The sequence below is a fragment of the Halomonas urmiana genome (genome assembly GCF_005780185.1).
GTDB lineage: Bacteria > Pseudomonadota > Gammaproteobacteria > Pseudomonadales > Halomonadaceae > Halomonas > Halomonas urmiana.
On sequence record NZ_VBUI01000017.1, the window covers coordinates 13,525 to 37,315 of the forward strand.

The following is a 23,791-nucleotide window of genomic DNA, read 5'->3' on the forward strand; positions in this document are numbered from 1 at the left end:
GGCAAGGGCTGATAGCATGTATATATGGACAGCTTTCTAGCCCCCGAGGTGGTCACCGCTTCCTTGGATGACCCGCGCTACTACCTGGCGAATTTCCGCTGCGTGCTCGACTGGGTGGTCGAGCGTCACGGCGACCTCTTGAGCGACGACGAGCACGCGGTCGTGTCGCGCATCGCGGCCTTGCCCGAGGCTGCCCAGGCGCTGCTGGTGCGCATGGTGATGCGCAAGGGCGAGCACTTTCGCACCGCCCGCCTCCACTATCCCGAGATCGGCGACACCGAGGCGGCCCTCGCCCCGCTGGTCGAGGCGGGCTTCGTCGAGGCCGACCTCGCGCTCGATCTCGAGACCCTCTTCCAGCAGCTGCGCCTGCCCGAGCTGCGCCGCGCCCTGGCTTCCGAGATCGCCGCGGCCGGGCTGCCCGTCGCCACCGGCAAGGCCTCGCTTTGCGAGGCGCTGGCGCCGCGTCTCAGTGCGCCCCGCCGGCTCGTCGACTGGTGGCCCGAGGCGCCGGATTGCATCGTGCGTCTCACCGTGATGCCGACCTGCGACCGGCTGCGGCTGATGTTCTTCGGCAACCTGCGCCAGGACTGGTCGGCCTTCGTGCTCGCCGAGCTCGGCCTGCAGCACTACGAGCGGGTGGCGATCACCGCCGACTCCCGCGCCTTCGACCATCGTGACGAGCTCGACGCCTACCTGGCCCTGCACCGGCTGCGCGAGCGCCTGACGGCCGGCGAGCCGATCGTCGACCTCATCGATGCCCTGCCCGAGCCGCTGGCCGGCAACGCCTGGCTGGCCTCGCGGCATCGCCGGCTCTGCGTGGCGCTGGGGCGCCAGGCGGAGCGAGACGGGCAGGGCGAGGCGGCCCTCGCGCTCTACCGCCGGGCCGGCTGGCCGGAGGCGGAGACAGAAACAGAGATCGGGCCGGCGGCGGGGCCCGAGAAAAAAGCGCCGGTCGGCAGCGTCGAGGCGCGCATCCGCCATCTGCGCCTCCAGGAGCGTCGCGGCGAGCACGCCGCGGCCCTGGCCCTGGCCGAGCCGCTCACCGCCGCCCCGGCCAGCGAGGAGGAGGCCCAGGCGCTGGAGCGGCTGGTGCCGCGGCTGCGACGCCGGCTGGGACTGACCCCGCCTTCTACCCGGCGGGCGCCCGCCCACGAGCGCTGGGCGCTGACCCTGCCGCCCGGCCCGGTGGAGGCGGCGGTGCGCGATCACCTGCACGACGAGGCGGCCCCGGTGCACTATGTGGAGAACGCCCTGCTCACCGGGCTCTTCGGCCTGCTCTGCTGGGAGGCGCTCTTCGCGCCGCTGCCCGGCGCCTTCTTCCACCCCTTCCATCGCGGACCGGCGGATCTCTACCGCGAGGACTTCGTCAGCCGTCGTCGGGCGCGCTTCGATGCCTGCCTGGCCCGGCTCGATGACGGCCGCCATCGTGAGGCGATCCTTGCCACCTGGCGGGCGAAGCAGGGGCTGGCCTCGCCCTTCGTGCACTGGGACTCACTCGACGAGGCGCTGCTCGAGCGGGCCCTGGCCTGCCTGCCGCCGGCCGACCTGAAGGCCTGCTTCGAGCGCCTGCTCGGCGATCTCAAGGCCAATCGGGCCGGGCTGCCGGACCTGATCCAGTTTCGCCCCGAGGCCCCGGGGGGCGAGCCGCGTTACCGGCTGATCGAGGTGAAGGGGCCGGGCGATCGGCTGCAGGATAACCAGCGGCGCTGGCTCGCCTTCTTCCACGCCCAGGGGATGCCCGCGGTGGTCTGCCATGTCGCCTGGCAGCAGACGCAGGAGGCACTCGGGGATGGGTGAGGCCGCGCCCCGGCGGGTGGCGGTGCGCGCGCTGTGCGACTTCACCGCCCGGGAGGGCGATCTCGATCACCGCTTCACGCCGGCCCCCAGCGCCCGGGAAGGCATCGCCGGCCATGCCCTGGTGGCGGGGCGGCGTGGCGAGGGCTTTGAAGCCGAGCTGCCCCTTTCCGGCACCGTCGAGGGGCTGACGGTGAGCGGGCGCGCCGACGGCTATGATCCCGCGGCCAACCGCCTGGAGGAGATCAAGACCCACCGCGGGCGGCTCGATCGCATGGCCGACAACCAGCGCGCCCTGCACTGGGCCCAGGTCTCGGTCTACGGCGCGCTGCTGTGCGCCGAGCGCGGCCTCGCCTCGCTGACCCTGGCGCTGGTCTACCTGGACGTCGCCAGCGGCCGCGAGACCGTGCTGACCCGGGAGGCGAGCGCCGCGGAGCTATCGGCCTTCTTCACGACTCAGTGCCGGCGCTTCCTCGCCTGGGCCGAGCTGGAGGTAGCGCACCGCGCCCGCCGCGATGCGGCCCTGGACGCGCTCGCCTTTCCCCATCCCGATTTTCGCCCCGGCCAGCGCGACCTGGCGGAGAGCGCCTACAAGGCCGCCAGCACCGGGCGCTGCCTGCTGGTCCAGGCCCCCACCGGCATCGGCAAGACCCTTGGCACCCTCTTTCCGCTGCTCAAGGCCATGCCTCGCCAGGGTCTCGACCGCGTGGCCTTCCTGACCATGAAGACGCCGGGACGCCGGCTGGCGCTGGATGCCCTGGCCGTCCTCGGGTCCGGGGCCCCCGGCAGCCCGGACGTCGTACCCGCGCCGCTGCGGGTGCTGGAGCTCACCGCCCGTGACAAGGCCTGCGAATACCCCGGCCGGGCCTGCCACGGCGAGGCCTGCCCCCTGGCGGCGGGCTTCTACGACCGGCTGCCCGCGGCGCGGCGCGCCGGGGTGGCGCGCGGCTTCCTGGATCGCGCGGCGCTGCGCGAGGTGGCCGGCGAGCACGGCGTCTGCCCCTACTATCTCGGCCAGGAACTGGCACGCTGGTGCGACGTCATCGTCGGCGACGTCAATCACTGGTTCGATACCAATGCCCTGTTGCACGGCCTGGCCCGGGCCGACGACTGGCGGACGGGGCTGCTGGTGGACGAGGCCCACAACCTGGTGGAACGGGCCCGGGGCATGTACAGCGCCGAGCTCGACCAGCGCCGCCTGGCCCGGCTCCGCCGCGAGGCGCCCGGGGCCCTCCAGCGACCGCTGGGTCGCCTGACGCGCCAGTGGCAGGTGCTGGTCAAGGAGGCGGGCCTTGCCGAGGGCGGCGAGCCGGGGCGGCCCGCCTACCGGGTGCTGGAGGGGCTGCCGGAGGGCATGGTCGCGGCCCTGCAGGGGATCGCCAGTGCCATCACCGAATATTTCGGCGAGCACCCCGAGCAGGCCTCCCTCGAGCTTCAGGAGCTGCTCTTCGAGGCGCTGGCCTTCACCCGGCTGGCCGAGCGCTTCGGCGATCACTCGCTCTGTGACCTGGCCCGCCACGGGCGCGGGCGTGCCGTGCTGGGGCTGCGCAACCTGGTGCCGGCAGACTTCCTCGCCCCCCGCTTCGCGGCCGCCCACGCGACCGTGCTCTTCTCGGCGACCCTGAGCCCGGCCCCCTACCATCGCGACCTGCTGGGCCTGCCGGCGGCCACTGTCTGGCGCGAGGTAGCCTCGCCCTTCGCCGCCGAGCAGCTCGAGGTGCGCATCCGCGCCGACATCTCCACCCGGCTGCGCGACCGGGACGCGTCGCTTGCGCCCATCGTCACCGCGCTGGGCGACCAGTTCCGCCGCCGGCCGGGCCACTACTTAGCCTTCTTCAGCAGCTTCGCCTATCTGGAGGCGGCCCTGGCCCGCTTTTGCGAGGCGCATCCCGAGATCCCCGTGCGCGCCCAGACCCGCGGCATGCGCGAGGAGGCGCGGGACGCCTTCCTGGCCGGGTTCGCGCCGGGCGGGGCGGGCATCGGCTTCGCGGTGCTGGGCGGCGCCTTCGCCGAGGGGATCGACCTGCCCGGCGATCGGCTGGTCGGCGCCTTCATCGCCACCCTGGGGCTGCCGCCCGCCGACGCCTTCAACGAGGCGCTCAAGGCGCGGCTGGCCGCGCGCTTCGGTCGCGGCGACGACTACGCCTATCACATCCCGGGGCTGATCAAGGTGGTGCAGGCGGCAGGAAGGGTGATCCGCGGGCCCGACGACCGCGGAACGGTGGTGCTGATGGACGACCGCTTCGCCCGGCGCGAGGTGAGGGCACGGCTGCCGGCCTGGTGGGGGTCGCCCCTCATGGAGGCGCGACGCTGAGAGACAGGAAGGGGATGAGCGGCTGGCCGGCCGTCACGGCTCGCGGCGGGGCGTCTCTCCCAGCGAGGTGGTGACGTCCTCGTCGGCCTCGTAGAGGGCCTCGAGCTCCCGGGCCGCCTCCTGGACCGTCTGGATCTGCTTCTTCTCGTTGCCGAACACCTCCAGCTGGCGGCGCAGCGTCAGCTCGTCGTGGGGCCGGAAGGTGTCGATGGTGTGCTGGGCCTGGTCGCGGGGAATCCCCAGGCCGACCAGCACGTCGCGGGTCAGTTCCAGGCTCGCCGGCAGCAGCTCGCGGACCAGGTCGTTCACGCCGGCTCGCATCAGCAGGTGGGCGTGGTAGCGGTTGCGGGCTCGGGCATAGAGGCGCAGATGGGGGAAGCGCTGCCGCACGCTGGCGACGATGCGCATCGAGGCCTCGGGGTCGCCCACCGCCACCACCAGCACCCGGGCCTGATCGGCGCCGGCGGCCTCGAGGAGGCCGATGCGGGAGGCATCGCCGAAATAGACCTTGTTGCCGTAGCGGCGGACGAAGGCCACCTGGTCGGCGTTGATGTCGAGCACCGTGTAGGGGATCTTCAGGCCCTGCAGGGCGCGGCCCATGATCTGGCCGAAGCGCCCGAAGCCGGCGAGGATGATCTGCGGCGACTCGTCCGGCAGGGTATCGAAGTCGGGGCGCGGCTTGCGGGCCTTGAAGAGCGGGCGCACCAAGCGGGCGTGGGCCAGGAACATCACCGGCGTGGCGGCCATCGACAGCGACACCACCAGCACCAGCTCGTCGACCAGGGCGGTGGGCAGCAGAGCGGTGGTACCGGCCGCGGTGAGCAGCACGAAGCCGAACTCGCCGCCCTGGGAGAGCAGCACCCCGAGGTTGAGGGCCTCGCGCCAGCCGGTACCGAAGGCCCTGGCCGCCGCCACCACGCTCAGGGCCTTGGCCAGCAGCAGGGCTCCGGTCAGGCCGAGGATCATCCCGGGGCGCTCGGCCAGCAGGCCGATCTGGGCGGTCATGCCCACGGCCATGAAGAACAGGCCCAGCAGCAGGCCCCGGAAGGGCTCGATGTCCGCCTCGATGCCGTGGCGGTACTCCGAGTCGGCCAGCAGCACCCCGGCGATGAAGGCGCCCAGCGCCATGGAGAGGCCGGCGAGCTCCATCAGCAGGGCGGCCCCGATCACCACCAGCAGGGCGGTCCCGGCGAACACCTCGCGGCTGCGGGTACCGGCGGCGAAGCGGAACAGCGGTCGCAGCAGCAGCCGGCCGCCGATGATCAGGCCGGCGAAGGCGCCGATGGCCACCAGGACCTCCTGGAGCATCGGCATGAGCCCCCCCGCCAGCAGGTCCTGGGCGGCCAGCAAGGGGATGAGGGCCAGCACCGGGATCGCGGCCAGGTCCTGGAAGAGCAGCAGGGCGAAGGCGTTGCGGCCGTGGCGGCTCTGCAGCTCATGGCGCTCGCCCAGCAGCTGCAGCACCAGGGGCGTGGAGCAGAGCCCCAGGCTGAAGCCCGTCACCGCCGCGGCCACCGGCGACAGGTCGAGCGCCCAGCCGCAGGCCGTGAGCAGCAGGGTGGTCACGCCGACCTGCAGGCTGCCGAAGCCGAAGACCGCCTTGTGCATCAGCTTGAGGCGCGAGGGCTTGAGCTCCAGGCCGATCACGAAGAGCAGGAAGATGATGCCGACCTGAGAGAACTGCAGCACGGCTTCGGTATCGGCCACCAGGGCGAGGGTCGAGGGGCCGATGGCCACCCCCGCGGCCAGGTAGCCCAGCACCTCGCCGAGCCCCAGGCGCTTGAAGACCGGCACGATCAGCACCGCCGAGGCGAGAAAGATCAGGGCGTTGAGCAGCAGGTCGGTGGCCAAGGGGGGCTCCTTGCGAACGGCGGGGGTGCCCCCATGTTATCCGATGGATCCGCCCGCGCGTCAGGTGGGCGCCGTGACTGACGGGAACGGCAGGCGTCATGGCCGGTCCCAGTCGTCACCGAAGCCCCTTCATTATTGCGCGACAGGAGAGACCGCCATGCGACTCAACGCCGACTTCAGCCGCCGCGCGGTGGTCACCCCCGATGACTACCGCTGGGTGGCCTCGCCCACGCCCGGGGTCGAGCGGATGATGCTCGATCGGGTTGGCGAGGAGGTGGCCCGGGCCACCTCCCTGGTGCGCTATGCGCCCAACAGCACCTTCCCGACGCATGAGCACGGCGGGGGTGAGGAGATCCTGGTGCTGGAGGGGGAGTTCGCCGATGAGCACGGCCGCTACCCGGCGGGCCACTACCTGCGCAATCCCATCGGCACCGCCCATGCGCCCCGGGTCGGGGATGAGGGGGCCCTGATCTTCGTCAAGCTGCACCAGTTCTCGCCGGACGATACCGCGCAGAAGGTGATCGACACCCGGGCCGGCGGCTGGCGGTCGGGCCTGGTCGAGGGCCTTCAGGTGCTGCCGCTGCACGACTTCGAGGGCGAGCACGTGGCGCTGGTGCGCTGGGCCCCGAACACCCGCTTCCAGCCCCATGCCCACTGGGGGGGCGAGGAGATCCTGGTCCTCGAGGGCACCTTCCACGACGAGCACGGCGCCTATCCGGCGGGCAGCTGGCTGCGCAGCCCCCATCGCAGCCAGCACACCCCCTTCACCGGCGACGATGGCGCGCTGATCTACGTCAAGGTGGGCCACCTGCTGCCCGATTGAGGCGACCGAGTGCGACGGGTCGATGGCACTTCGACGATTGTCCGTTTCGCGCCCGCTGTGCTACCCCTAGAGGTGGTCCTCACGAGATGGCCCTTCGCCGAAGGGCAACGGACAAGGAGACGTCATCATGGGTATCGAAGTCGGCGGCCTGCTGGGCCTCATCTGGCTGATCATCGTGATCTGGGCCATCGTCAAGGTGGCCAAGAGTTCGGCCGGGGGGCTCGCCAAGCTGCTCTGGATCCTGGTGCTGCTGTTCTTTCCGCTGATCGGTCTGATCGTCTGGTTGCTGCTTGGCCCCAAGGGATAGCGACACATCGCGTACGGCATGATCATGTGCCACTCGGGCAGGCCAATTGGCCTGCCCGAGGACGTTTGGAACCCACGATGCTGGCGAGGAGGCTAGCCTTTCGGCCGAGCCCGTTGGCGGGACAGGGTTTCCAGCACGGTCACGCCGAGAAAGCCGGTCAGGGCGCCGGTCAAGAAGGCCCCGGCCTCGGAGGCCACCACGGCCACCGGCAGGGCCAGGTAACCGACCCCCAATACGCCTGCGACGTAGGCGATGCTGGCCACCACCACGCCTTCGAGAAGGCGCCGTGACGCCTGGCGCTTGCGGGTCCCCTTGACGAAACGGCGTGCGAAGCCCCCCAAGGCACCGCCCACCAGGGCCGCGATGGCAGGCCCCCAGGGAATGTGCTGTTCGATGGTCGCCGAACCGCGCATGCCGCTGGCGAAGGCGGTGATGGTGATCGGGGCCAGGCCTTGGGAGCGCAGGGTGAACGCCGTGGCGGATGCCTCGGGGTCGAGCCGTAGCCGGCCGGAATCGAGATGGCCGCCCCCCGTCAGCGTTACGTCGATGTCGGTGGCAACGTCGGCGGGGAGCGGCACGCCATGCGGAGCCAGTTGCACGATGGTCACCTCTTGCGTCGCCAGTCCCAGCCCCATGAGGCTGGATGCCGCGGGCCGGACTGCGAGGCGAGGCAGCGCCTCGATTTGCAGGTCGACATCGGAGAGGGTGGAGCGTACCCGTACAGTGGGCCTCGGCGTGCGGGGGATGAAATGCAGGGGCACGCTCTTCTCGTGGGCCAGCCCTGTTGCCTTGAGCGTCAAGGTGGGGATGTCCTCGAGGGCTTCCAGCCCCGCGAAGCCCAGCCTGACGGTCACCGGGGAGTCGAGTGAGATCGTGTCGTGCTGGGCATCCGGGACGCGCAGGCCGAAGTTCAGGTCGGTATGGTAGGCCCCTGTCTCCTCGTTCCAGAAGGCAGGAACCGGGCTCGGGACCAGCGTCAGGCGAATCCAGGAGGCGATCAGCCCTCCATCAGGGGAGCTCCCGCTCGCGGGGGGCGTGGAGGGGATGTCGGGCATGACCAGCCCCCCCGGCAGTACCCGGGGCTCCTCGGAACTCAGCACCAGAGTCTCGACCTGCTCATCCTTGACGACGAAGGGGTGACCCGGGGAAACGGCGAGGCTGACCTTGTCCTGTGCCTGGCGGGGCTCGGCCTCGCCGGTGATGTCGCGTCCCTGAAGGGTGGTGACACGCAGGGACTCGGCACTTTTCTGCCAGTCGAGCAGCAGGCGTGTTTCCGGCGTTTGCTGCGGTGGCGGTTGCGGGGCACTCGGGGATGGCTGCGGCCAGGTCGGCGTCGACAGGCCCACGACCATCAGAAGAAACCAGCGGAAGACAGAAGAACATTGGGGCATGACGGTGCCTTCCGTGGTCGAGCTCTCTGGCCAGGCGAACCACGTGCTGCCCAGGCCGAGGATGAGTGGTTGGCCACCAGTATAGTCAAGCGGGGGAGTCGGAGACTCCGGGATGGTCCCGGGGCTCGCCCCGTTCGCACTTGACGCAGTCGAGTGCCAACCCCAGCCGGGAGCGCCGGCCTTCCACGGTGGTCACCCAGGGCCGCTCGACCCAGGGCGGCTGGTGGCGCACGTGCTGGTTATGGCCACAGGCCAGCTCGGCCACCCAGTGGCCCTCCTCGTCGCGATGGTAGCCGACGATCGGCTGTTGCATGTAGGGCTCCTTAGATCGGGTCTCTCGGCGCCAGATCACCGTCCTGCGCCGCATAGAGGCGCAGGTGGGCGTCGATCACCGTCTCGATGTCGGTGAGGATCGCCTCATCGAAGGCCGCGACCTCCAGGCGGCGCAGCAGCGGCTCGCGGCCGATCAGGAAGAAGACGATCTGGCCGATCAGGGTATGGGTCTCGAGTATCACCCGTCGATCGTCGACCGCGCGGCCGGTGAGCCGGGCGATCAGGCCGCCCAGCCTACGCTGGACCGGGCCGAAGGCCTCGGCCTGGAGGATCTCGAAGGCCTCGCCCGGATGCACCTGCTCGCGCATCACCAGCAGCAGCCAGCGGCGACACTCCTCGTCCTCGGTGAAGGTGCGCACCATCCGCCTGGCGAGGGCACGCAGCGTGGCCAGGACGGCGTCGCGATCCTCCACGGGCGCCGGCGCGGCCGCCGCGTCGAGGGAGAGCCGGCGCCTCAGCTGCTCGGCGATATAGCGCGACGCGGCGAGATAGAGGCCGCGCTTGTTGCCGAAGTGGTAGGCGATGGAGCCGATGTTGGCCCCTGCCGCCTCGGCCAGCCCGCGGGTGGTGGTGGCCTCGAAGCCGAACTCTCCGAACAGCCGGATGCCGGCCTGGATCAGCCGGTCGCGGGTATCGGGGGATGCGGGACGGGGGATCATGACGTCACTCCTCCCCGGCCGGGGCGCGGGTGTCGATGCCAAAGAAGACGGTGTAGAGCACCGGCACCACCCCCAGGCTCATGACGGTGCCGATTCCCAGGCCGAAGGCCATGGCCGCGGCCATGCCGTAGAACAGCGGGTCGCGGCCGATGATCAGCGGCAGGAAGCCGAGGATGGTGGTGATCGCCGACATCAGGATCGGCCTCAGTCGCCGTGCCGAGGCCTTGACCACGGCGTCACGTCCCGACAGCGCCGAATCCTGACGCTCGATGTCGATGCGGTCGATCAGCACGATGGCGTTGTTGATGATGATGCCGGCCAGGCTGTAGATGCCCAGCAGCACCATGAAGCCGAAGTCGGCGCGTGTGGCCAGCAGGCCCAGCGCCACGCCGACGATCACCAGCGGGATGGTGGCGATGATCACCAATGGGCGCTTGAAGGAGTTGAACTGCCCCACCAGCAGGATGAAGATCAGCCCGATGCACAGCGGCAGGTTGGCCTGCAGGGCGGCCTGGCCCTCCCGGGATTCCGCCACCACGCCGTCGAACTCGATCCAGTGCCCCACAGGCAGCGTGGCCTCCAGCTCGCGCAGCGCCGGTTCCACTCTTGGCACCATGTCCTCGGCGGTGTAGTGGCGGTTGCGCCCCTCGACGGTGATGGTGCGCACCAGGTTCTCGCGGTCGATGCGGTAGTAGCCGCTGTCGAGGCGCACCTCGGCCACCTGGTTGAGGGGCACGCCCGCCCCGGGGGTGCCCAGCGGATAGACGATCAGCGACTTCAGGCGCTCGACGCTCTCGCGCTGGGCGTCGGCGTAGCGCATCACCACCGGGATGATGTCGTCGCCCTCGCGGTAGTGGCTCAGGTGGTAGCCGTCGATGGCGCCGGTGAGCGAGCGGGCGATGTCCTCGGAGGTGATGCCGGCGCTGCGCGCCCGCGCCTGGTCGACCTCGATGGCAAGTGAGGGAATCCGCGCCTCCCAGCTCTGGCGCACGCCCCGGGCGCCATCGAGGTCGCGCAGGATGTCCTCGACCCGCTTGGCGGCCGCGAACAGCACCTCCCGATCCGGTCCCTTGACCTGCACCTTGAGCAGGGTGCTGTCGGAGGGGCCGAGGAACATCCGCGTGACCTGGGGTGAGAGGTCCGGGTGGCGAGTGGCGAGGAAGCTGCGGGTCGCCTGGATGACCGCCTCGACCCGCTCGCGGTCGGCGACGTTGAGCACCATGAAGCCCTTGTTGGGCGCCGGGTCGAGGGGCGTCAGCGAGAGCACGAAGCGCGGCCCGCCGAAGCCGGCGTAGGCGGCCACGCCGGTGACGTCCTCACTCAGCGCCGGGGCGCCGATCAGGGCGTCGCTCAGCGCCTGGACACGCTGGCCGGTGAGGGTCTCGGCGATGTCCGAGGGGAAGTCGATGGTCACCAGCACCTGGTTGCGGTCCGAGTCGGGGAAGAACTTCTTGGGCACCAGCTGCATCATCGCCACCCCGGCGACCAGGGTTACGGCCATGGCGGCCAGGAACAGCCCGCGGTGGTGGAGCAGCCCGGCGAGCCCGCGCCCATAGCGCCGCGAGACCCAGCCGAAGGCCCGGTCGGCGAGGCGGGGGGTGTCGCCGGTCCCGTGCGAGGCTCGCCAGTCCCCTCGAGGCGCCTTCAGGAAGCGGTGGCAGAGCGCCGGGGTGACGGTCATCGACAGGAACCAGGAGGCGAGCAGGGTGATGGCGATGACGATCGAGATCGAGCGGGTGTACTCGCCGGAGGCGTGCTCGGCGAGCATCAGCGGCAGGAACACCAGGATGGTGGTCAGGCTCGAGGAGAGCAGCGGCAGGGTGAGCTCCGCGCCGGTCTCGCGGATCGCCGCGTCGCGGTCGCTGCCGGCCTCCAGCCGCGTCTTGAAGTCCTCGGCGACGACGATGGCGTTGTCGACCAGCAGGCCCAGGGCGATCACCAGGGTGGCGAGGCTCGCCCGCTGCAGCGTCAGCTCGGCGAGCCCCATGATGGCCAGTGTCACCAGCATCACCGCGGGGATGATCGAGCCGACGATCAGCCCGGTGCGCAGGCCCAAAAAGAGGATCACCACCCCCAGCACGATGGCCAGCGTCTGCATGACGCTGGCGGTCACCCCGTAGACGGCGTTGGCCACCTGCTCGGGCTGGAAGGTCATGATGTCGAGGCGGTAGCCAGCCGGGAGGGTGGGGCGAATCGCGTCCAGGCGCGTCTTGATGGCGCGGCCGACGTCCAGCACGCTCTCGCCCTCGAGCATCGAGACGGCGAAGACGATCGCCGGCCGGCCGTTGAAGTAGGCGGGACGGTCCGCCGGATCCTCGTAGCCGCGGCGGATCTCGCCCAGGTCGCGCAGGCGCAGGGTGCCGCCGTCGGGCAGGCGCAGCTCGGTGTCGCCCAGCGCCTCGAGGCTGGCGAACTCGCCGCTGACCTCCAGGGCCAGGCGCTGCTCGCCGGCCTCGAGGATGCCGCCGGGCGGGAAGATGTTGCGGCGCTGGATCTGGCCGGCTAGTTCGGTCGGGGAGAGGCCGAGCTCGGCGAGGCGCGCCTCGGCGATGTCGATGAAGATGCGCTGTTCCTGCACGCCCAGCAGCTCGACCCGCTTGATGCCGGCGACGCCGTAGAGGCGAGTGCGGATATGCTCGGCGATCTCCTGCTGCTCGGCCTGGGGGAAGTCGGCGGCGGTGAGCGCCGCGGTGACCACGGCCACGTCGCCGAAGTCGTCGTTGAGCACCGGGTCTTGGGTGCCGGCGGGCAGGGCCGGCCTCGTTGCCTCGACCTTCTGGCGCACCTCGTCCCAGATCTGCTCCAGGTCGAAGTAGCGGTCCTGGATCTCCACGTGGAGGATCGAGTGGCCGCGCATCGAGGTCGAACGGATCCGCTCCACCTCGCCGATGGTGCGGATGTTCTCCTCCAGGGGCTTGGTGATGTTCTCCTCCACCTGGGCGGCCGGCAGGCCGGGGAAGGCGGTGGTCACCACCGCCTCGCGCACGGTGATCTCGGGATCCTCCCGGGCCGGCAGGGTGGCATAGCTGTAGAGGCCGTAGAGTATGGCCACCAGGGTGGCCAGGAAGAAGACCGGACGGCGCTCGAGGGCGAGCTCGCTCAGGTTCATGGCGGCCTCAGTGGTAGCGCTCGGGGCCGTGGCCGAGCAGGCTCACGGCCTGTCCGGGGCGCACGAACTCCACGCCGCGAGCCACGATGCGCTCACCCGGGGCCAGTGCGCCGCGCACGGAGGCCCGGCCCTCGCCCATGGTCACCACCTCCACCGCGACGCGCTCGAGGGTCAGGTCCTCGGTGATGCGCAGCACGTGTGCGCGGCGGGCGTCGCTATCCTCACCGCCCGCCTGTTCACCGTCGCGCCTGTCACCGGGCTGACCATCGCGCTTGTCACCGAACACCAGGGCGGTCATCGGCACCGGCAGCAGCGGTGCGCCCTCGCTTGCGGTCTCGCGCTCGTCAAGCGAAAGCTCGACTCGGGCGGTCATACCCGAGCGCAGGCCGGGGGGCGGCGTGTCCACGCCGAGGATCACCGGATAGTCGTTGGAAGAGCGGGGCTGGGTGCCCAGGTGGCGCAGGTTGGCCGCGCTCTCGGCGTTGCCCAGGGCGGGCAGGATGACGCGGTGGGTCGATCCCGTCGCCAGGGCGTCGACCAGCGTCTCGGGCACGCTGGTCTCCACCTCGAAGCCCTCCCGGTCGGAGATCACCTCGAGCACCGGCTGGCTGGCCGCGACCCGTTCGGCGGGCTCGGTCTGGCGCCGGCTCACCGAGCCGTCGAAGGGGGCCGCGAGGCGGGTCAGCGTCAAGTCGCGTTCGGCGAGTGCGAGGGCTGCCCGAGCCGAGGCCAGGCGGGATTCGGCGGTGCCCAGGGCGGCCCGGGCGGCATCCAGACGCATCTCGCTGACATAGCCCTTGTCGGCGAGGCTGGCCTGGCGGCGGTAGTCCTGGCGCTTCTCGCGCAGCACCGCCTCGGCCTCCTGCCGCTCGGCGCGGCGCTGGTCGGCCACCAGGCGATAGCGGGCGGCGCCGAGCTCGGCCAGCACGTCGCCGGCGGCGAAGCGCTCGCCTATGTCCACGTTCAGGCGGCGGATTTCCCCGGGGATCTCGAAGCTCAGCGTGGTGCGTTCGGCGGCCTTGATCCGGCCCGAGAGGCGGGTGATGGCGGCGCCGTTGCCCGCCTGGATGACATGGCTGTCGACCATCGTGGGCGGTGGCTTGGCGGGCGCGCCCGCCTCCGGCGAGCAGCCGGCGGCCAGCCACGAGAGGCCGGCCAGCAGGAGCCAGAGGGCCGATATGCGGCGGGGGAACGGCATGGGCGCAATCCTCGACGGCGAGCGATGGGCGTCGGGCACGCCCGAGACCATGCCGCAGTGTATTAATCAGCTGATTAAATCGCAACGGACCTCGCCGAGCCGGCCGCCGTCGTGCCTGACGCCACTCGCTTCGCGGCGTCCTCGCTCCGGCGCCTCAGCGCTCTGAGGAGGCCGCCCAGAGGTTCACGCCGCCCTCCACCGCATGGCGGTCGATCTCGGCGAGCTCCTCGTCGGTGAAGGCCGGCGCGCTGAGCGCATCCACGCCGTCGACGACCTGTTGTGGGCGGCTGGCGCCGATCAGCGCCGAGGTCACCCGGCCGCCGCGCAGCGTCCAGGCGATGGCCATCTGGGCGAGGGTCTGGCCGCGGCGCCGGGCGATCTCGTTCAGCGCGCGCACCCGCGCCAGGTTCTCCGCCGAGAGGTGGGCGTCCTTGAGGGTCTTGCCGCGAGCGCCGCGGCTGCCCTCGGGGATGCCGTCCAGGTACTTGTCGGTCAGCAGGCCCTGAGCCAGCGGCGAGAAGACGATCGAGCCCATGCCCAGGTCGTCCAGAGTGTCGAGCAGGCCGTCGTCCTCGATCCAGCGATTGACCAGCGAGTAGCTGGGCTGGTGGATCAGGCAGGGGGTGCCCAGCGAGCGCAGGATCTCCACCGCCTCGCGGGTGCGCTGGGCGCTGTAGGAGGAGATGCCGGCATATAGCGCCTTACCCTGGCGCACGGCTTGGTCCAGCGCGCCCATGGTCTCCTCGAGCGGGGTCTCGGGGTCGAAGCGGTGGGAGTAGAAGATGTCGACGAAGTCGATCCCCAGGCGCTCGAGGCTGCGATCGAGGCTCGAGAGCAGGTACTTGCGGCTGCCCCACTCGCCATAGGGGCCGGGGTGCATGCGGTAGCCGGCCTTGGTGGAGATCACCAGCTCATCGCGGTAGCCGGCGAAGTCGCTCGCGAGGATGCGCCCGAACAGCGCCTCGGCGCTGCCGGGGGGCGGGCCGTAGTTATTGGCCAGGTCGAAGTGGGTGATGCCGTGATCGAAGGCGGTGCGGCAGATCGCCCGGGCAGTGTCGACGCTTCCAGTCTCGCCGAAGTTCTGCCACAGCCCCAGCGACAGGGCCGGCAGCTTCAGGCCGCTGCGCCCGCAGCGGTGGTAGGGCATGCGCTCGTAGCGATCTTCCGCGGGGGAGTAAGACATGGGGATCTCCTGGTTATTCATGTGCCCACTCGGGGGAGCGGGCGAGGCCGGGGCGTCACGCGGGACAGGCGGCGAGATGCGTGCGGTCGCGTCCGGCGCGCTTGGCGGCGTAGAGGGCGGCGTCGGTGCGCCGGAAGAGGCCGGGGTAGGACTCGCCCGGCTGGTGCTCGCCGATGCCGCCACTGACGGTCACGCCGATCTCCTGACCGTCGTCGAGGGACACTCGCCCGCGGCGCACGTGGGTCCGCACGCGTTCGACGATCTCCCGGGCCGCCCGTTGGCTGGCACCGGGCATCACGATCACGAACTCCTCGCCGCCGGTGCGGGCCACGAGATCGCCGTCGCGTAGGCACTGGGCCATGCGCTCGCCGAGCCAGCGCAGCACGCGATCGCCGACGTCGTGACCGTGGGTGTCGTTGATCACCTTGAAGTGGTCGATGTCCAGCATCGCCAGGCAGAAGGGCGGTTCACCGGCCTCGCGCGCCTGCATCAGCCCCTCGATGCGATGTTCCAGGCCGGAGCGGTTGGGCAGGCCGGTGAGGTGGTCGGTCATCGCCCGGTTGGCCATGCGGTCGCGCTCGCGGCGTACCCGCTCGAACTCGACCTCGTGGGTGATGACGCGCTCCGTAGCGTTGGCGATCAGCCGCAGCAGCTCCTCCTCGATCTCGCTGAAGGGGCGCCCGCGCGGGGCAGCGCTGGAGAAGTTGAGGGTGCCCCAGACCCGGCCGTTCACGCGCAGGGGTATGCCGATGTAGCTTTCCAGGCCGAAGGCCTGGTAACAGGGGTGGCCGCTGATGCGCGGATCCTCGCCCGCCCGGACGGTATGGAAGACGTCCGCCTCGTCAAGCACCAGCCGGCAGTAGGTGTCGCCCAGCGGGAAGGTGGTACCCGGCGCGATCTCGGGGCCGCGGGAGGCGGCCCACCAGACGGTGTAGCGCTCGTCCTCGATGCGGCTGATCAGGCCGATCTCCAGAGAGAGGTAGGCCAGGGCATCTTCCAGCAACTGCTCGACGATCTCCCGGGTATCGATATCGGTGCGGTTGATGCCGGTGTGCACGTCGCGCAGCAGCTGGATCATCGCCCCGTACTCGGAGATGTCCTGGATGATGGCGTAGAACCCCGCGACCTCGCCGTCGATATAGTCGGGGACGTAGTGGACCTTGAAGTAGACAATGCGGCCGTCGGCCAGCGTCAGGCGATCCTCGTAGGTCACCTCCTCGCCGGCCAGGGCGCGACGAAAACGCGGTGCCACCTTGGCGTAGGAGGCCTCGTCGAGCACCGACGACACCGGTCGACCGTAGAGGGCCTCGCGGCTGAGGCCGATGAAGTCCAGGTAGGCCTGGTTGTTGAGGCGAAAGCGGCCGTCCGGGTCGACGTAGGCGACCATCACCGGCAGGCGGTCGGCGAGTCGCCGGATCACGCCGTCGTCGTGCGAGGCCTCGGATGTCAGCCGCAGGGCGACGCTACTGTCGGAGAGCGCGTAGACGCTGCAGGCGTCGGTCTCCACGGCCCGGGTCTGGCCGGGCTCGGGCGCCAGGATGCTGAACTGCTCGATCAGCGTGGCGGCGAGGCGCACGCGCGGGTCAGCCAGCTCGTGAAGGGGGCGATCAATCAGCGCCTCCCGGGGCTCGTCGAGCAGCGTGTCGGTGTCCCCGATGGCATCCAGGATCCGCCCGTCGCGGTCGACCTGCAGGTGGACGGTGCGCGCAAGCGTCAGGACTTCCTCGCGCCATGAAGGTGGGATCATGCAGTGAATCGCCTCTCATTCATGTGGCTGTGGCGATTCACGCTGCCGCAAGCCGCAGAGGATGTCCACGAAAAAGCGATGTTGCGGTGTGCCCGGCAACGAAAAACGGCCAATGCCTGAAGGCATGTGCCATGGGAGGAAGGCCGTAGTTCTGCCAGAACCCCAGCGTCAGGCCGCTGCGTCCGCAGCGGTGATAAGGCATCCGCTCATAGCGGTGTGGCGAGGGGGAATAGCTCAGGGGGTCTCTCCTTTGCCGGTGACGTGCACGCGATGGCCGCCGAGACGCTTGCTGACGTACATCGCCTGGTCGGCCTGCTCGAAGAGGACGTCGAAACTGTCGCCATGTTCGGGGTAGCAGGCCACCCCGATACTGAGGGGTGGCACCTCATCGACCGGGTCGGTGATCAGGCGCTGCAACATCTTCACCGCCCCGCTGACGTCGGTATCCGGCAGCATGATGACAAACTCGTCGCCACCATGGCGAGCCAGGAGGTCACTGCTGCGTGTGTGGTCCTTGAGCTGATCGGCCAGGGCCTTGATCGTGCGGTCTCCCTCCCCGTGCCCCTGTGTGTCGTTGATGGTCTTGAGGCCATCCATGTCGATGACCACGACGCTGTAGGGGGTTTGGGCCCGCTGGGACATGGCGTGAATCGGCTTGATCAGGTCATTGAAGGCACGACGATTGAAGAGGCCGGTCAGAGGGTCCTTACTCGCCATCTCGAGCAGCATCCGGTTGGAGACCTCTATGCCGTTGACCAGTGTCGATATCAGGTAGCCGACGATGAGGTAGGCGATGAGATTGATACCCAGGAGGGACAGGTTCGCAGGTTCCGTGAGGCTCTCGCCGCTGAGTTGAAACAGCAGCAGGATGCACGCGCCGATTGCCACGACCTGGAGCATGGTGGCCAGGACTCCCAGCGTCAGAGCGCTGGTCACCACCGCCAGCAGGTAGAGGCTCGTGAGGGGCCCCGATACCCCCTCGGTGTTGTGGAGAAACCAGCTGATGAAGCCGATCATCACCCAGGTGTGAATGGCCAGCAGCCAGCGTTGCCTGTCGCCGAAGAAATGCAGGCGGCTGGCGAGCAGGCTGAAGCCGAAATAGGTCACCGTGGTGAGCAGCAGTCCCAGGCTACGCTCATTCGGGGCGCCAATGATCACCAGGTAGAGAGTGATCAGGGTGACCAGCAACCACTCGATCTGATGAAGCCCCGCCATGAAGCCCTGAATCTGGATCCGACGCGAGTCCCATGACAGCGGGGGGATAGGGTCTTGCACCTTCATCGAGGTCTCTTCCTGGCAGGTGGTCGGCCGTCAGGACGGCCCCGCCCCGGCGTCTCTGGCGGGCATCGAGTGATGATGATAGTACCAGAAGCTCTCATGCCGATGGCCGAGACGCAATCGCCAGGCGACGGTAAGCGGCCGTGAACGCTCAGGGCGCGATCCAGGGCGGTCTGTCACGCCCTGGCGTTGTGACGTGCGGTGGAGTGAGTTACCTGCAGGGGGTGTACCTCCATTGATATGCCAGTTTCCGGGCCATGAAACGTCGAAGAACCTGAAAAACGCCCCGCCCGGCGTGGCCGGACAGGGCGTCATCATCTGGGGTGGCGGCAGGCCGGTGGACGCGTCGCATCTCGCGGGTCGCGATGGGCATCTCCAGCATGCCGGGGCGAAATGCCCCGGCCGTCTATGGTGTCAATCTATGGCTCAATCCCAGCTATGGCTCAATCCCAGCTCAGCGCGCCGCCCACCTGGTACTCGGTGACGCGGGTCTCGAAGAAGTTCTTCTCCTTGCGCAGGTCGATGATCTCGCTCATCCACGGGAAGGGGTTCTTCGCGCCGGGGAACTGCTCCTTCAGGCCGATCTGCGCCAGGCGGCGGTTGCAGATGAAGTGCAGGTACTCCTCCATGATCGCCGCGTTCATACCCAGCACGCCGCGGGGCATGGTGTCCCGGGCGTAGGCGATCTCGAGCTCGGTGCCCTCGAGGATCATCTGGGTGACCTCGTCCTGGAACTCGGCCGTCCACAGGTGCGGGTTCTCGATCTTGATCTGGTTGATCATGTCCACGCCGAAGTTCAGGTGCATGGACTCGTCGCGCAGGATGTACTGGAACTGCTCGGCGACGCCGGTCATCTTGTTGCGGCGACCCATGGAGAGGATCTGGCTGAAGCCGCAGTAGAAGAAGATGCCTTCGGTCACGCAGTAGAAGGCGATCAGGTTGCGCAGCAGCTCCTGGTCGGTCTCCGGGGTGCCGGTGTTGAAGTCCGGGCGGGAGAGCGACTGGGTGTGCTTGAGGCTCCAGGCCGACTTGGCGGCGACGGAGGGCACCTCGCGGTACATGTTGAAGACTTCGCCCTCGTCCATGCCCAGCGACTCCACGCAGTATTGGTAGGCGTGGGTGTGGATCGCCTCCTCGAAGGCCTGGCGCAGCAGGTACTGGCGGCACTCGGGGTTGGTGATCAGGCGGTAGAGGGCCAGCACCAGGTTGTTGGCGACCAGCGAATCCGCGGTGGAGAAGTAGCCCAGGCTGCGCTCGACGATGCGCCGCTCGTCCGCGGTGAGGCCTTCGGCGCTCTTCCACAGGGCGATGTCGGCGTTCATGTTCACTTCCTGGGGCATCCAGTGGTTGGCGCTGCCGTCCAGGTACTTCTGCCAAGCCCACTCGTACTTGAAGGGCACCAGCTGGTTGAGGTCGGCGCGGGCGTTGATCATCTGCTTGTCGTCGACCTCGATGCGCGCCGCGCCCATTTCGAGCTCCTCGAGGCCCGCGGCCACGTCGAGCTCTTCCAGCGAGCGCTTGGCGCGAGCCATGCGATCCTCGTCGGCCACCTCGTAGGCGCCGGCGCTCTCCGCCACGGCGTCCGGGGTGGGCGTAGGCTCGGGCGCCGGGGCCGGCGCGGTCTGGGCCGCGGCCGGCTGCTCGGCGACCGCGGCATCGTCTTCGTGAAATTCGTCCCAGTTCAGCATGATGTCTCTCCCGGTGGCATTCCGGATGATCCGTGGGAGCACAGCTTGCTGCGCTCCCACGGCAATAAGTTGGTCGTTGAGCCGGAAGCCGCCGGTTTTTCTTACGGCTTCCAGCTTATGGCTTACAGCTCAAGAAGTTACTGACAGGCCTCGCAGCCCAGCTCGTCGAGATCGCCCGCGGAGGGGGCGCGGGAGCCGCTGCCGCTCTTGCCGGACAGGAAATCCTCGACGCCTCGCGCCTCGGGCTTGGCCTCGGGGCTCGGCGCCGGTGCCGGCGTGGCGTCCGGGGCGGCGTTGCTCACCGCGTTGAGGGTGCCGCGCTCCACGGTGGACTTCTCCACCGAGGTGGCGCCCAGGGCGCGCAGGTAGTAGGTGGTCTTCAGGCCGCGATACCAGGCCATCCGGTAGGTCACGTCGAGCTTCTTGCCCGAGACGCCCTGGATGTAGAGGTTCAGCGACTGCGCCTGGTCGATCCACTTCTGGCGACGCGAGGCGGCCTCCACCAGCCACTTGGGCTCGACCTCGAAGGCGGTGGCGTAGCGGGCCTTGAGATCGGCCGGCACGCGGTCGATCGGCTGCACGCTGCCGTCGTAGTACTTGAGGTCGTTGATCATCACCTCGTCCCACAGGCCGCGCGCCTTGAGGTCGTTGACCATGTAGGAGTTGACCACCGTGAACTCGCCGGAGAGGTTCGATTTCACGAACAGGTTCTGGTACGTCGGCTCGATCGATTGCGACACGCCGCAGATGTTGGAGATGGTCGCGGTCGGGGCGATGGCCATGACGTTGGAGTTGCGCATGCCCTGCTCGGCCAGCTTCTCGCGGATGCGCGACCAGTCCTGGGTCTGTGAAGTGTCGACTTCGATGTACTGCTCGCCACGCTCCTGCTTCAGCTTCTCGATGGAGTCGATGGGCAGCACGCCCTGGCTCCACAGCGAGCCTTCATAGCTCTGATACTGGCCGCGCTCGGCGGCGAGGTCAGAGGAGGCCTCGATGGCGTGGTAGCTGACCAGCTCCATGGAGCGGTCGGCGAACGCGACGGCGTCCTCGGAGGCGTAGGCGATGCCGTGGGCGTAGAGGGCGTCCTGGAAGCCCATGATGCCGAGCCCCACCGGACGGTGCTTGAAGTTCGAGTTCTTGGCCTGGGGCACCGCGTAGTAGTTGATGTCGATGACGTTATCGAGCATCCGCACCGCGGTACGCACGGTCTTCCTGAGCTTCTCGCCGTCGAGCTCGCCGTCGGTCATGTGCTGGGCGAGGTTGACCGAGCCCAGGTTGCACACCGCGATCTCGTCGACCGAGGTATTTAGGGTGATCTCGGTGCACAGGTTGGAGCTGTGCACCACGCCGGCGTGCTGCTGCGGACTACGCAGGTTGCACGGATCCTTGAAGGTGATCCAGGGATGGCCGGTCTCGAACAGCATCGAGAGCATCTTGCGCCACAGGTCCTTGGCCTTGACTCGCTTGAAGAGCTTGAGCTGACCGTTGCGGGTCATCTCCTCGTACTCCTGGTAGCGCTGCTCGAAGGCCGCGCCGTACAGGTCGTGGAGGTCCGGGCAGGTGGCCGGCGAGAACAGCGTCCACTCCTCGTCGTCGAAGACGCGTTTCATGAACAGGTCCGGCACCCAGTTGGCGGTGTTCATGTCGTGGGTGCGGCGGCGGTCGTCGCCGGTGTTCTTGCGCAGCTCCAGGAACTCCTCGACGTCGAGGTGCCAGGACTCGAGGTAGGCGCAGACGGCACCCTTGCGCTTGCCGCCCTGATTGACGGCCACGGCGGTGTCATTGACCACCTTGAGGAAGGGCACGACGCCCTGGGACTTGCCGTTGGTACCCTTGATGTAGGAGCCCAGCGCGCGCACCGGCGTCCAGTCGTTGCCGAGACCGCCGGCCCACTTGGAGAGCATGGCGTTGTCGCGGATGGCGCTGTAGATGCCGTCCAGGTGGTCGGGCACGGTGGTCAGGTAGCAGCTGGAGAGCTGGCTGCGCTGGGTGCCGGCGTTGAACAGGGTCGGCGTGGAGGCCATGTAGTCGAAGCTGGAGAGCAGCTCGTAGAACTCGATGGCCCGCGCCTCGCGGTCGTCCTCGTTGAGTGCCAGGCCCATGGCGACGCGCATGAACATCACCTGGGGCAGTTCGTAGCGGACGTCATCGCGGTGGATGAAGTAGCGGTCGTAGAGGGTCTGCAGGCCCAGGTAGGTGAAGGCGTTGTCGCGGGTGTGATCCAGCGCCGCGGCCAGGCGCTCCAGGTCGAACTCGGCCAGCGCCTCGTCGAGCTGCTCGAACTCGATGCCCTTCTCGATGTAGGCCTTGAAGGCCGGCGCATAGAGCTCGGCCATGTCGCCGTAGGTGGCCTCTTCGGCCACCCCCAGGAAGGAGAGCGCCTCGCGGCGGATGCTGTCCTGCAGCAGGCGGGCGGTGACGTAGGTGTAGCTCGGGTCCTTCTCCACCAGGGTGCGCGCGGTCATGGTCAGCGCCTGGGAGACGCCGTCGGCACTTACGCCGTCATAGAGGTTGCGCACCGAGTCGTCGACGATCTTCTGCGGCTCGGTGTTAGGCAGGTCCGAGCAGGCCTCGAAGACCAGGGTCTCGATGCGCCCGAGATCCAGCGGACGGGTGCTGCCGTCGGGCAGGGTCACGTTGAGGCTCGGGTGGGGCTTCTGGATATCGTCACCGGCGGCGGCGCGGGCCCGGGCGTGCTCCTCGCGGTAGAGCACGTAGGCGCGGGCGACCTGCTGCTCACCGCCGCGCATCAACGCCAGCTCGACCTGATCCTGGATGTCCTCGATGTGCAGGGTGCCGCCGTCGGGCATGCGGCGCACGAAGGCGTGCTCGATCGCCTCGGTGGACTGGCGGACGAAGTCGCGGACTCGGGAAGAGGCCGCGGCGTTGTTGCCCTCCACGGCGATGAAGGCCTTGCTCATGGCCACGGCGACCTTGTCGGCATCGAAGGGCATGACGTCGCCGTTGCGCTTGATGACGCGCAGGGCCTTGGGTGCGGTGACGGAAACGGACGACTCGTCCGGTGTGACATTGGTATCCATGGCGCCGGGTCCCTGACTCGGTGAAACGTGTGGTGAAGGCCGCCGCTCGGACGACGGTTGACAGCGTTGGGTGTGATTGTTAGTGGCACATGATGTAGTGTTCGTGCCGGAACGAGGCACAAGATAGTGTGCTTTCTCGGCTTCATCAAGTGGATAACCTGTGGATGGGCTGTGACCTTCCGTGGGGTAGAATCGGGCGTCTCGCCAGGCCCCGTGGTTGGGCCTGGCGACGCCCATCTGTCGCCGTATGGCGACGGGAAGGCGAGACCCCGGTTTTCGGGTATCCTTCTAGGCAAAGGCGTTGGCTTCGACCCCGGGAGCCCGCTCCGCTCACCTGCTCGCCAGGATGGAACAGAGGATGGACGACAGCTTGCAAGCCCAGGAACTGGATCACGTGCTGATCATCGAGGACGACGAGCGATTGGCCGGGCTGACCCGCGACTACCTGGAGGCCAACGGCTTCCGGGTCACGGTGGAAGCCGACGGCGCCCGCGGCGTCGAGCGGATCCTCTCCCTGCAACCGGACCTGGTGATCCTCGACCTGATGCTGCCCGGCGAGGACGGTCTGTCGATCTGTCGCCGGGTGCGCAGTGACTTCTCCGGCCCGATCATGATGCTGACCGCCCGCACCGACGACATGGATCAGGTGCTGGGGCTCGAGATGGGCGCCGACGACTACGTGCCCAAGCCGGTACAGCCGCGGGTGCTACTGGCGCGCATGCGCGCCCTGCTGCGTCGCGCCGAGCCGGGGGCCGCCGGCGAGGAGACTCGCCTGACCTTCAGCGACCTGGTAATCGACAACGCGACCCGCGAGGCGTGGCTCGACGGCGAGCGCATCGACCTGACCAGCGCCGAGTTCGACCTCTTGTGGTTGCTGGCCAGCAATGCCGGCCGGGTACTGACTCGCGAGGAGATCTTCGATCGCCTGCGCGGCATCCGCTACGATGGCCAGGATCGCTCCATCGACGTGCGCGTCTCGCGCATTCGGCCCAAGATCGGCGACGATCCCAACCAGCCGCACCGCATCAAGACGGTGCGCAGCAAGGGCTACCTCTTCGTCAGGGATGGCTGAACC

The 23,791-nt window shown here is 69.0% G+C and carries 16 protein-coding genes; 5 read left to right on the forward strand and 11 right to left on the reverse strand.

From position 1 onward, the window contains the following. Window positions 1-24 precede the first annotated feature (24 nt). A complete protein-coding gene (locus FEI13_RS11685) occupies window positions 25-1,797 on the forward strand; it encodes a VRR-NUC domain-containing protein (protein WP_138181700.1) in 1,773 nt (590 codons plus the stop codon). Continuing rightward, the gene (locus FEI13_RS11690) at window positions 1,790-4,108 is read left to right on the forward strand and encodes an ATP-dependent DNA helicase (protein WP_138181701.1); all 2,319 of its coding nucleotides are present in this window, start codon (window positions 1,790-1,792) and stop codon (window positions 4,106-4,108) included. The genes FEI13_RS11685 and FEI13_RS11690 overlap by 8 nt, the downstream gene beginning before the upstream one ends. 33 nt (window positions 4,109-4,141) lie before the next feature. Here FEI13_RS11690 and FEI13_RS11695 read toward each other — a convergent pair whose 3' ends face one another. After that, window positions 4,142-5,959 (reverse strand): monovalent cation:proton antiporter-2 (CPA2) family protein, encoded by a 1,818-nt coding sequence (locus tag FEI13_RS11695; protein ID WP_138181702.1) that lies wholly within the window; start codon window positions 5,957-5,959, stop codon window positions 4,142-4,144. A gap of 157 nt (window positions 5,960-6,116) precedes the next feature. Between FEI13_RS11695 and FEI13_RS11700 the strand changes: the two genes are divergently transcribed. Then, on the forward strand, window positions 6,117-6,782 hold the full coding sequence (locus FEI13_RS11700) for a cupin domain-containing protein (RefSeq protein WP_138181703.1): 666 nt from the start codon (window positions 6,117-6,119) through the stop codon (window positions 6,780-6,782). Between the two features lie 127 nt (window positions 6,783-6,909). Beyond that, window positions 6,910-7,089, forward strand: a complete 180-nt coding sequence (locus FEI13_RS11705; RefSeq protein ID WP_138181704.1) for a PLDc N-terminal domain-containing protein — start codon at window positions 6,910-6,912, stop codon at window positions 7,087-7,089. 92 nt (window positions 7,090-7,181) lie between these two features. On the opposite strand, the gene FEI13_RS11710 is transcribed toward FEI13_RS11705, so the two are convergent. The 10 genes from FEI13_RS11710 to FEI13_RS11755 all read right to left on the reverse strand — a co-directional run bounded on the left by FEI13_RS11710 (window position 7,182) and on the right by FEI13_RS11755 (window position 22,716). Then, window positions 7,182-8,480, reverse strand: coding sequence for a hypothetical protein (locus tag FEI13_RS11710; RefSeq protein WP_138181705.1), 1,299 nt, complete (start codon window positions 8,478-8,480; stop codon window positions 7,182-7,184). Between the two features lie 85 nt (window positions 8,481-8,565). After that, window positions 8,566-8,793: a DUF3565 domain-containing protein gene (locus FEI13_RS11715; RefSeq protein ID WP_138181706.1), complete on the reverse strand. Its 228-nt coding sequence runs from the start codon at window positions 8,791-8,793 to the stop codon at window positions 8,566-8,568. Window positions 8,794-8,803: 10 nt separating this feature from the next. After that, window positions 8,804-9,472 carry a CerR family C-terminal domain-containing protein gene (locus tag FEI13_RS11720; protein ID WP_138181707.1) on the reverse strand — a complete coding sequence of 223 codons (669 nt, stop codon included), beginning with the start codon at window positions 9,470-9,472 and terminating at the stop codon, window positions 8,804-8,806. Window positions 9,473-9,476: 4 nt separating this feature from the next. Further along, window positions 9,477-12,581: an efflux RND transporter permease subunit gene (locus FEI13_RS11725; RefSeq protein ID WP_138181708.1), complete on the reverse strand. Its 3,105-nt coding sequence runs from the start codon at window positions 12,579-12,581 to the stop codon at window positions 9,477-9,479. 7 nt (window positions 12,582-12,588) lie between these two features. Next, window positions 12,589-13,779, reverse strand: a complete 1,191-nt coding sequence (locus tag FEI13_RS11730; protein WP_138181709.1) for an efflux RND transporter periplasmic adaptor subunit — start codon at window positions 13,777-13,779, stop codon at window positions 12,589-12,591. A gap of 154 nt (window positions 13,780-13,933) precedes the next feature. After that, the gene (mgrA, locus tag FEI13_RS11735; protein WP_138181710.1) at window positions 13,934-14,962 is read right to left on the reverse strand and encodes an L-glyceraldehyde 3-phosphate reductase; all 1,029 of its coding nucleotides are present in this window, start codon (window positions 14,960-14,962) and stop codon (window positions 13,934-13,936) included. A gap of 55 nt (window positions 14,963-15,017) precedes the next feature. Further along, on the reverse strand, window positions 15,018-16,709 hold the full coding sequence (locus tag FEI13_RS11740) for a sensor domain-containing diguanylate cyclase (protein ID WP_138181711.1): 1,692 nt from the start codon (window positions 16,707-16,709) through the stop codon (window positions 15,018-15,020). Between the two features lie 234 nt (window positions 16,710-16,943). Then, on the reverse strand, window positions 16,944-17,990 hold the full coding sequence (locus tag FEI13_RS11745; protein ID WP_138181712.1) for a GGDEF domain-containing protein: 1,047 nt from the start codon (window positions 17,988-17,990) through the stop codon (window positions 16,944-16,946). 440 nt (window positions 17,991-18,430) lie between these two features. Further along, window positions 18,431-19,675, reverse strand: a complete 1,245-nt coding sequence (locus tag FEI13_RS11750; RefSeq protein ID WP_138181713.1) for a ribonucleotide-diphosphate reductase subunit beta — start codon at window positions 19,673-19,675, stop codon at window positions 18,431-18,433. A 137-nt stretch (window positions 19,676-19,812) separates the two neighbouring features. Next, the gene (locus FEI13_RS11755; RefSeq protein ID WP_138181714.1) at window positions 19,813-22,716 is read right to left on the reverse strand and encodes a ribonucleoside-diphosphate reductase subunit alpha; all 2,904 of its coding nucleotides are present in this window, start codon (window positions 22,714-22,716) and stop codon (window positions 19,813-19,815) included. Between the two features lie 358 nt (window positions 22,717-23,074). On the opposite strand from FEI13_RS11755, the gene FEI13_RS11760 reads away from it, so the two are divergent. Continuing rightward, a complete protein-coding gene (locus FEI13_RS11760) occupies window positions 23,075-23,788 on the forward strand; it encodes a winged helix-turn-helix domain-containing protein (RefSeq protein ID WP_138181715.1) in 714 nt (237 codons plus the stop codon). The last annotated feature ends 3 nt before the right edge of the window (window positions 23,789-23,791 follow it).

What these genes read in the sequence shown, in the direction of transcription:
- FEI13_RS11705 (WP_138181704.1), top strand. Translation starts at nt 6,910, where the DNA reads ATGGGTATCGAAGTCGGCGGCCTGCTGGGCCTCATCTGGCTGATCATC.
- FEI13_RS11750 (WP_138181713.1), bottom strand. Translation starts at nt 19,675, where the DNA reads ATGCTGAACTGGGACGAATTTCACGAAGACGATGCCGCGGTCGCCGAG.
- FEI13_RS11720 (WP_138181707.1), bottom strand. Translation starts at nt 9,472, where the DNA reads ATGATCCCCCGTCCCGCATCCCCCGATACCCGCGACCGGCTGATCCAG.
- FEI13_RS11745 (WP_138181712.1), bottom strand. Translation starts at nt 17,990, where the DNA reads ATGAAGGTGCAAGACCCTATCCCCCCGCTGTCATGGGACTCGCGTCGG.
- mgrA (WP_138181710.1), bottom strand. Translation starts at nt 14,962, where the DNA reads ATGTCTTACTCCCCCGCGGAAGATCGCTACGAGCGCATGCCCTACCAC.
- FEI13_RS11760 (WP_138181715.1), top strand. Translation starts at nt 23,075, where the DNA reads ATGGACGACAGCTTGCAAGCCCAGGAACTGGATCACGTGCTGATCATC.
- FEI13_RS11700 (WP_138181703.1), top strand. Translation starts at nt 6,117, where the DNA reads ATGCGACTCAACGCCGACTTCAGCCGCCGCGCGGTGGTCACCCCCGAT.
- FEI13_RS11730 (WP_138181709.1), bottom strand. Translation starts at nt 13,779, where the DNA reads ATGCCGTTCCCCCGCCGCATATCGGCCCTCTGGCTCCTGCTGGCCGGC.
- FEI13_RS11690 (WP_138181701.1), top strand. Translation starts at nt 1,790, where the DNA reads ATGGGTGAGGCCGCGCCCCGGCGGGTGGCGGTGCGCGCGCTGTGCGAC.
- FEI13_RS11710 (WP_138181705.1), bottom strand. Translation starts at nt 8,480, where the DNA reads ATGCCCCAATGTTCTTCTGTCTTCCGCTGGTTTCTTCTGATGGTCGTG.
- FEI13_RS11755 (WP_138181714.1), bottom strand. Translation starts at nt 22,716, where the DNA reads ATGGATACCAATGTCACACCGGACGAGTCGTCCGTTTCCGTCACCGCA.
- FEI13_RS11715 (WP_138181706.1), bottom strand. Translation starts at nt 8,793, where the DNA reads ATGCAACAGCCGATCGTCGGCTACCATCGCGACGAGGAGGGCCACTGG.
- FEI13_RS11740 (WP_138181711.1), bottom strand. Translation starts at nt 16,709, where the DNA reads ATGATCCCACCTTCATGGCGCGAGGAAGTCCTGACGCTTGCGCGCACC.
- FEI13_RS11685 (WP_138181700.1), top strand. Translation starts at nt 25, where the DNA reads ATGGACAGCTTTCTAGCCCCCGAGGTGGTCACCGCTTCCTTGGATGAC.
- FEI13_RS11725 (WP_138181708.1), bottom strand. Translation starts at nt 12,581, where the DNA reads ATGAACCTGAGCGAGCTCGCCCTCGAGCGCCGTCCGGTCTTCTTCCTG.